This is a genomic window from Paraburkholderia sp. CNPSo 3281 (assembly GCF_024206515.1).
Taxonomy (GTDB): Bacteria; Pseudomonadota; Gammaproteobacteria; order Burkholderiales; family Burkholderiaceae; genus Paraburkholderia; species Paraburkholderia nodosa.
The window spans coordinates 26,427-34,143 of the sequence record NZ_JAMBPS010000068.1 but is presented as its reverse complement, the minus strand read 5'-3'; the positions used below and the strand labels follow the sequence as shown (position 1 = coordinate 34,143).

General features: G+C 66.5%; 8 protein-coding genes. 4 read left to right on the top strand and 4 right to left on the bottom strand.

What is annotated here, in order from left to right; translation table 11 throughout:
- Positions 1–583 (top strand): phosphatidylserine/phosphatidylglycerophosphate/cardiolipin synthase family protein (locus M3I56_RS35820; RefSeq protein ID WP_254358012.1); only part of this gene is annotated, 583 nt, incomplete at its 5' end.
- A 320-nt stretch (positions 584–903) separates the two neighbouring features.
- Here the strand turns inward: M3I56_RS35820 and ribA are convergent.
- A complete protein-coding gene (ribA, locus tag M3I56_RS35815; protein WP_035513597.1) occupies positions 904–1,551 on the bottom strand; it encodes a GTP cyclohydrolase II in 648 nt (215 codons plus the stop codon).
- 286 nt (positions 1,552–1,837) lie between these two features.
- On the opposite strand from ribA, the gene M3I56_RS35810 reads away from it, so the two are divergent.
- Positions 1,838–2,281, top strand: coding sequence for a CBS domain-containing protein (locus tag M3I56_RS35810; RefSeq protein WP_254358011.1), 444 nt, complete (start codon positions 1,838–1,840; stop codon positions 2,279–2,281).
- A 407-nt stretch (positions 2,282–2,688) separates the two neighbouring features.
- Here the strand turns inward: M3I56_RS35810 and M3I56_RS35805 are convergent, their stop codons facing one another.
- Positions 2,689–3,030, bottom strand: coding sequence for a DUF4148 domain-containing protein (locus tag M3I56_RS35805; protein ID WP_254358010.1), 342 nt, complete (start codon positions 3,028–3,030; stop codon positions 2,689–2,691).
- A 216-nt stretch (positions 3,031–3,246) separates the two neighbouring features.
- Positions 3,247–3,867 (bottom strand): DNA-3-methyladenine glycosylase, encoded by a 621-nt coding sequence (locus tag M3I56_RS35800; RefSeq protein ID WP_254358009.1) that lies wholly within the window; start codon positions 3,865–3,867, stop codon positions 3,247–3,249.
- Between the two features lie 248 nt (positions 3,868–4,115).
- Here M3I56_RS35800 and M3I56_RS35795 point away from each other — a divergent pair, with 248 nt between their 5' ends.
- Entirely contained in the window at positions 4,116–4,508 is a 393-nt protein-coding gene (locus M3I56_RS35795) for a hypothetical protein (protein ID WP_069266209.1), read from the top strand.
- 7 nt (positions 4,509–4,515) lie between these two features.
- On the opposite strand, the gene prpR is transcribed toward M3I56_RS35795, so the two are convergent.
- Entirely contained in the window at positions 4,516–6,552 is a 2,037-nt protein-coding gene (gene prpR / locus M3I56_RS35790) for a propionate catabolism operon regulatory protein PrpR (RefSeq protein ID WP_254358013.1), read from the bottom strand.
- A gap of 236 nt (positions 6,553–6,788) precedes the next feature.
- Between prpR and prpB the strand changes: the two genes are divergently transcribed.
- The gene (gene prpB / locus M3I56_RS35785) at positions 6,789–7,679 is read left to right on the top strand and encodes a methylisocitrate lyase (protein ID WP_035513600.1); all 891 of its coding nucleotides are present in this window, start codon (positions 6,789–6,791) and stop codon (positions 7,677–7,679) included.
- Positions 7,680–7,717: the final 38 nt, after the last annotated feature.

Here is a 7,717-nt window from a genome sequence, read left to right as displayed (position 1 = left end):
TCCCGGCATTGAACTCCGAATCTTCCATCCACGATCCGATCTCGTCGAGATTTCGCATCGCATGCACGACAAACTGTTCCTGGTTGGCGACACGGCCGTGATCGGCAGTACCTCGATCTGGGATGCGAGCTTCCGTAACTGGCTCAGCGAGCGCGATCTGATGGTGTCGGGCGACGCCGGCCAGGATGCTTCCTCCCTGCACGCCATGTACCAGCATTTCGCCCTGTTCTGGAATAGCCCGGAAGTGGTGAATGCCGGGATCGAGGTGCGCGAATATACCGACCAGGAGAACCGCATGATGCACGCCAAGCTGGTCCTCATCGACGACCATCGATATTATCTCGGCAGTTTCAATTTCGATTCGCTGTCGGGCCGCCTGAATACCGAAAACGGCCTGTGGATAGATATCCCTGAGGACGGGCTCGGTCCCTTGCAAGACAGCGTGGCGTACTTCCTGCGCAACTCAAGTTCGGTGAGCGACGCCAATGGCCGCCTTCTGGCGGATCCCGATGCGCGCTGCCGGGCCGCTGGCTGCGGCGGCGCCTGGTGGTGGGCGACGATGCTATTCAGGAACTTCCTCTGAGCGCGCCGTGCCCTGTTGCTAAACTACGTGGCCAGCTCGGGTCGCCGTCCGTACTGTGTCGCGCGCAGTAGTCGGCCATGCGCGCCCCTTGCTCTTCAAGCGCCCTCTTAATACCTCTCTCCACCAATTCGCGGTGTTTTCCGGAAGACGGCCGGCATCGAGCGCGTATGCCAGGCACAACCAGGCGTCCCGCGAGCACTGCCGTTGACCGATATGGGTCGAGGAAGTCGAAGGCCTGGGCGCGTGTGATGGTGGCGGCGCGCAAATCTGCGATTGGCCCCAGCATTGCCTTGAACCCCGAAAAAACGCCGGGTCTTCCCTTATTCGTTTTCTTCGAAGTAATGCCCGAACTTGACCTGCTTGGTGCGGATATAACGCTCGTTTTCCTCGCGCATCGGAATCGCGAGCGCCACGCGCTCGATCACCGGGAGGCCGTGCTGCCTGAGCGTGTCGAACTTCTTCGGATTGTTGCTCATGAGCTTCACCGACGACACTTTCAGCAGGCGCAGGATCGCTGCCGCCGAATCGTATTCGCGCGCGTCGTCAGGCAGACCGAGATCGAGGTTCGCCTCGACGGTGTCGCGGCCCTGCTGCTGCAACTGGTACGCGCGAATCTTGTTCGACAGGCCGATGCCCCGGCCTTCGTGGCCACGCAGATAGAGCAGCACGCCACGGCCTTCGGCCGCAATGTAGCGCAGCGCGAGGTCGAGCTGCTCGCCGCAGTCGCAGCGGTAGGAACCGAACACGTCGCCGGTCAGGCACTCGGAGTGGAGCCGCGTCAGCGTGGGCTCGCCGCTGCCCACGTCGCCCATGACGAGCGCGAGATGCTCGGCGCCGCCGTCCTTCACCCGGTAGACATAAGACTCGAACGTGCCGTAGCGGGTCGGCAGCGTGGCGGTCGCGTCAAGCACGACGCATTCATTGGCGTTGTCGCCGTCCGCACAGGACGACTCAGGAAGCGTAGGCATGATTCTCGAGCAAAAAACTGGCAAAACCGGCTAGGGGCCGGGTTGAGGTTCGGAACCGGAGTTTACCGCCATTTGCTCCGCCCCGCCGCCCAGCCCCGTAGTGGACGGCTCGGCCCGCGCCGCATGCCCCCGGCATAAATGGTGCGACCCCGCGCATACCCCGACGACGCATGGCACGCCAGCCGCCTATACTGGTATGGCTTTCCAATGGCTTGACGGGCAATACACCCGGCCTGCCGCGCCGCGCAAAGACTGGCCAACCAGAAGGACGAAGAGGGGTCGCCCTATGACAAGCGTTGCACAGGTACTCAAATCGAAGCCGGAACAGGTGGTCTACACGATCGAAGCCTCCGATTCCGTCTACAACGCAATCCGCCTGATGGCCGATAAGCAGATCGGCGCGCTGCTCGTGACCGACGGTCCAACGATCGCCGGCATCGTCACGGAGCGTGACTACGCGCGCAAGATCGTGCTGATGGACCGATCTTCGAAAACGACCGCCGTGCGCGACATCATGAGCACGCACGTGCGCTTCGTCGAACCGGAGCAGACCACCTACGACTGCATGGCGCTCATGACCGAGCGGCGCATGCGCCACCTGCCCGTCATGGACGGCGGCAAGCTCGTGGGAATGGTGTCGATCGGCGACCTGGTGAAGGAAATCATCGCCGAGCAGAAGTTCACGATCGAGCAGCTCGAGCACTACATCACCGGCGGGCCCAGCGCCTGACGTAACGCTCCCGCCCCTCCAGACCGCCAGACGTGAAAAAGCGCCCAATCCCGAAGGGGTTGGGCGAAGCCACCTTTCGGCGGCGGAGGTTCCACGCATGAAAAATCGCGCGATGGTTTGCGCGGGCGGCGTGCGACAAAGGCGGAACGCTGTCCGCCTTCGCCGGTATCGGTTAGGGGCGTTGCTGGGTGGGGGCGGGTGCCGGGTCATCTTGCGCGGGCCGCTGTGCCCGCTCGAACCCCCCGGGCACCGGCTTGCGCGGAAGCGGCCAGCCTGTGGCCGATCGATGTCGCCTGTGCCGGTGTCTGAGCGACGGCCATATGCACCGTTCGCGCTCTCTGGACTTTGGCGCCCCTGACGGCGCGCCCTGCCCGGTTATCCGCTCAACTGCCCGCTCAGTTTCCCGCTCAGTTGCCGAAGTACACCGACTGCGACGGGCGCACCGTGGCCGGCTGGCCCGATTGCGCCGAACCCGAGGTCGACGGGCCATAGCCGCTCGTCTCCGCTGCCGGCGCTTGCGCCAGGCCCTGCTGCTGGTTCACGCGGGCTTCGGCGGCCTGGATGTCGCTCGGGTACGTCGCGTCGTTGGCGGTAGCCGGGTTGTAGCCGGCATTCTCGAGCTGGATCAGTTCGGACTTCACTTCGGCGCGCGTGACCGGACCGTTGCCTTGCACCTGAGCAAACGAAAGGGCCGGAGCCGCCACGAGGGCGGCGGCGAATGCGGCTTGAATCAGGGTACGGGACTTCATGTTCATTACCTCCATCACTTGTTTTATGCCGGCGGCGGTGTCTGATTGCATCGCCGAACCAGTGATTTGAGTTTATTGAGACAGGAGCCCAGGGGAAACCCTTATTTTGAGAAAATACACTTTCATTCGCGGCAACAATGCCGCGCGCATACCACGTCCCGCGAGCGCCTTGCGGCGCGGCGCTTCCCGCGGATCCCGCCGGGGCGCCCGAGCCAGTCACAGCGGGGCGACGCCGCCGTCCAGCAGCTTGCGCGGGCCGCTCACGAACCGGCTGCCCAGTTCGTAGAAACGCAGCGGCCGGTCCATCTCGCGCGAGAGCCCGATGCGCGTCGTCACGCCCACGGGCCGCTCGGGTTCGTCCGCGCGGCCGATCCAGAGTCCGTGCCCGCGGCACAGGTCGACGCCGTCGAAGGCCGCCGCAATGCCGAACGCCTGCGAGAGCCGCCCCGGCCCGCGCGCGAGATCGCGCAGCGGGACGCCGGGGCGCAGCGCCTCCATCGCGCCGATGCCTTCGAGCGGCTCCAGCGCGCGAAACAGGATGCCCGCGCCCACGTCCACGGCTTCGCTCGACATGTTGAACATCCAGGCGCTGCCGTAGGTCAGCCGCACGTGGGCATGACCGCGCTCGAGGAACATCGCGGCGTTATAGGGCCGGCGTCCGATGTAGGCATAGCTCGTGGAGTCGCCCACGGGATACGCTTCGACTTCGACGAGCCGCCCGGCCATGCGTCCGCGCGCCAGGTCGCGCACGAGATATTTGCCGACCATGAAGCGCGCCAGCTCGGCGGTGTCGAGCGGCAGGTCGTCGCGGTGCAGTGGCAGGATCGTCATCGTCATCGAAGCGTTCTCGGGGTGATCGGCGCGCGGGCATCGCGGTTTCGCGGACCGGCAGAGTGTAGCGCCGCCGCGCTCATCCACGGCTCATCTACCGCTTGGCCACTTGCGACCGGCCATTGCGCTACCATCGTCCGCATATCGGCGCGAACGGTTCGCGCTACCTCATGATCCAGCGCGCGCCATTCGACGATGCGTCACGACCCGACGATGCGTCACGACCCGACGAGCGCCACAGAAGGAGCCGCACGATGAACGAACAAAGCGCGATTCAATTCCTCACGACCGTGCGCAAGCCCCTGCTCACGCTGCACAAGGCGATTCTCGACCACGAGCGCAAGGACTACGAACGCGAGTTCGGACCGGTCACGCCGGCGGCCTTCCTGCAGGTGCTCATCAACGGCTCGGGCTTTCGCTGGCTCATGCCGCTCTCGACGGTGATCGCCAACGTCGACGAAACGCTCGACGCCAAGGACGCGAGCCCCGACGATCGCATCGGCGCGGCGCAGGGCGTGGCCGCGCTCTTTTCCGGCGAGGAATCGGCGGAATTCTACGAGCGCTATCAGGCGTTGTTGCAGGCGAGCCCCGAGATCCTGCACTTGCACGGGACGGTGGCGCCGCTCCTTAACGCCCTGAAGAACTGAGCGCGATTCAGGCGCGCGGCGCCTTGCGGGGCGCCGTGGCCACGGCTGCCTCGGCGGCCGCGCTGCCGCGCTTGCCCTTCGCGGCGGAAAGGCGCCGCCAGAGCGTCGTCTTGCTGATGCCGAGCATCTCGCACGCGCGGTCGCGATCGCCGTTGCAGGCGTCGAGCGCGGCGCGGATTTCATCGGCTTCGGTGTTGAGGCTGCGCTCGCGCAGGGTGAGCGCGCCCTCGCCTGCCGTCGCTGCGGCGCCACTCGCCGCGTGGCGCGACTCGAACACCTCCGGCGCGATCGAGCGCAGCACGTCGGGCGTCAGCCCCTCCTCTTCCGTATCGGCCAGCTCCACCACCATCCGCTCGACCACGTTCTGCAGCTCGCGCACGTTGCCGGGCCATGCGTGCCGCGCGAGCGCGCCGCTCACCAGCGCGAGCGTGCGCGCCGCGTCTTCGGGCGTGCGGATGCGCACGGCCACGCGCGGCTCGCGCCGCGAGGCCTGCAACAGCAGTTCTCCCGCCAGCAGCGCGATATCGGCGGCGCGCTCGCGCAGCGGCGGAATGGCGAGATTGAGAATGTTCAGGCGATAGAAGAGATCCGCGCGAAACTCGCCCGCTTCGATCTGCTCGGTGAGCGCGCGGTGCGTGGCGGCGACCACCCGCACGTCCACGCGCGTGGGCTCCGTGGCGCCGAGGCGCACCACCTCGCGCTCCTGCAGCACGCGCAGCAGGCGGCTCTGCAACGGCAACGGCATCTCGCCGATTTCATCGAGAAAGAGCGTGCCGCGGTGCGCCGCCTCGATGAGCCCCACCTTGCCGCCGCGCCGCGCGCCTGTGAACGCGCCCTCCTCGTAGCCGAACAGCTCGCTCTCCAGCAGCGCCTCGGGAAACGCGCCGCAGTTCATCGCGACGAACGGAAAGTCGCGCCGCGGGCTCTCGCGATGAATGCCCTGCGCAATCATCTCCTTGCCGGTGCCGCTTTCGCCGCGGATCAGCACCGTGGCGTCCGACTTCGCATAGCGCCGCGCGAGCTGGCGCACGCGCTCGATGCCGGGCGTTGCGCCGCTCAGGTCGTCCAGCCGGTAGCGCGCGACGAACTGCTGCGTGCGCTGACGCGTTCGCAATGTGCGGTCGAGCCGCTCCACCGCACGCGACTCCTGGAACGTGAGCACGGCACCCGTCGTCACGCCGTTGTCGACGAGCGGCCCGCGATGCACGACGTAACTCACGCCGCGCACCGTCTCGAGCGATTCGCCATCGGCCTCGGGCAGCGAGAAGGCGATGTCGGGCGCGAGCGCCGCGAGCGACTGTCCCGCGGCCGCCGCGGGGTCGATGCCGAGCACGGCCGCGAGGCGCTGGTTGATTGCCTCCACGCGGCCGCGCGCGTCGAGCGCGACCACGCCGTCCCGCAGATGTTGCAACACGCTGTCGAGGCGCTGGCGGCGCTGCGTTTCGCGCCAGGTGGCTTGCACGAGATCCAGCGCGTTGTCGAACGCCGCGCGCACCGAGGGTCGCGAGTAGACGAAAAACGGCACGAGCCCGAGCCGGGCCGCGAGATCGTTGACGAGGCCCGGCCCCACGACCGCGCCCACGCCGCGGTCGCGCAGGTCGAGCACGCAGGCCTCGGCGTCCTGGACCGTGCGGTACTCGCCGAACACCACGTCGATGCCATAGGCGCTGGCAAAGCGCCGCATCTCCACGGGCGTCTCGCCGTAGGTGACGAGCGCGACGAGATCGGCCTCGCGCCGCGCGCGGGCGAGCGCCTGCATCACGTCGAAGCCGGTGGGCTGCACGAGCACCACGGGCAGGTCGATACGCGCCTTCAGATAGGTGCCGTTCGAGCCCGCCGCCACCACCACATCGGGCCGCTGGTTCGGCCCCGCCGCGGCGATTTCGGCCACCGCTTCCTCGAAGCCGCGCGGCACCACGCGCAGGTCCGCGAGTTCGTCGTATTCGCGGGCGATGTCGCGAAACAGGTCGCGCAGGCGGCTGATGCCCATCGCCCACACACGCGGGCGGATGGCGGAGGAAGCGGGAGCGGGAAAGCGGTTCATGATGTCCAACGATACGGTCGTGGCGTCGAGGGCCGGTGTAGCCGAAAGCCGGCCGTCAGCCGGATTTCGCATTATCGCGCGTCGATTTCATTTTTGAAATTACGATTTCACCCTGGAAATCAGGGCCTGCTACCAGCACGCACGATTCCGTCGCAAAATCAACGCGTTAGTCTCGTAGCGCGGAGCTGGCACGCTACCTGCAGTATCAGGCAGCGATTCAATTGGAGACATCACGCATGAACAACAAATCCCCCGCAAGCGCCGGCGCAAAATTCCGCGCAGCCGTGGCCGCCGAACAGCCGCTGCAAGTCGTCGGCGCCATCACCGCGTATGCGGCCAAGCTCGCGCAGGCGACCGGCTTCAAGGCCGTTTATCTCTCGGGCGGCGGCGTGGCCGCCAACTCGCTCGGCGTGCCGGACCTCGGCATCAGCACCATGGACGACGTGCTGATCGACGCCCGCCGCATTACCGACGCCGTGGACATTCCGCTGATGGTCGACATCGACACCGGCTGGGGCGGCGCCTTCAACATCGCGCGCACGATCAAGTCGTTCATCAAGGCGGGCGTGGCCGCCGTGCACCTGGAGGACCAGGTGGGCCAGAAGCGCTGCGGCCATCGCCCGAACAAGGAAGTCGTGGCGACCGGCGAGATGGTGGACCGCGTGAAGGCCGCCGTGGATGCGCGCACCGACGACGGCTTCGTCATCATGGCCCGCACCGACGCGGCCGCCGTGGAAGGCATCGACGCCGCGATCGAGCGCGCGGTGGCCTACGTGGAAGCGGGCGCGGACATGATCTTCCCCGAAGCGATGAAGACGCTCGACGACTACCGCCGTTTCCGCGCCGCCGTGAAGGTGCCGATTCTCGCCAACCTCACGGAATTCGGCTCGACGCCGTTCTTCACGACCGAAGAACTGAAGAGCGCGAACGTGGATATCGCGCTCTATTGCTGCGGCGCGTATCGTGCGATGAACGCCGCCGCGCTGAACTTCTACGAGACCGTCAAGCGCGACGGCACGCAAAAGGCCGCCGTCTCGACGATGCAGTCGCGCGAAGACCTCTACCGCTACCTCGGCTATCACGCGTACGAAGACAAGCTCGACGCGCTCTTTGCCGCCAAGAAGTAAATCCGCCCACCATATAGTTCACAGATACCTGGAGAGAG

Bases quoted from the DNA above. Each gene is read 5' to 3' on its own strand.
- ribA (WP_035513597.1), bottom strand. From the start codon at position 1,551: ATGCCTACGCTTCCTGAGTCGTCCTGTGCGGACGGCGACAACGCCAAT.
- M3I56_RS35810 (WP_254358011.1), top strand. From the start codon at position 1,838: ATGACAAGCGTTGCACAGGTACTCAAATCGAAGCCGGAACAGGTGGTC.
- M3I56_RS35805 (WP_254358010.1), bottom strand. From the start codon at position 3,030: ATGAAGTCCCGTACCCTGATTCAAGCCGCATTCGCCGCCGCCCTCGTG.
- M3I56_RS35800 (WP_254358009.1), bottom strand. From the start codon at position 3,867: ATGACGATGACGATCCTGCCACTGCACCGCGACGACCTGCCGCTCGAC.
- M3I56_RS35795 (WP_069266209.1), top strand. From the start codon at position 4,116: ATGAACGAACAAAGCGCGATTCAATTCCTCACGACCGTGCGCAAGCCC.
- prpR (WP_254358013.1), bottom strand. From the start codon at position 6,552: ATGAACCGCTTTCCCGCTCCCGCTTCCTCCGCCATCCGCCCGCGTGTG.
- prpB (WP_035513600.1), top strand. From the start codon at position 6,789: ATGAACAACAAATCCCCCGCAAGCGCCGGCGCAAAATTCCGCGCAGCC.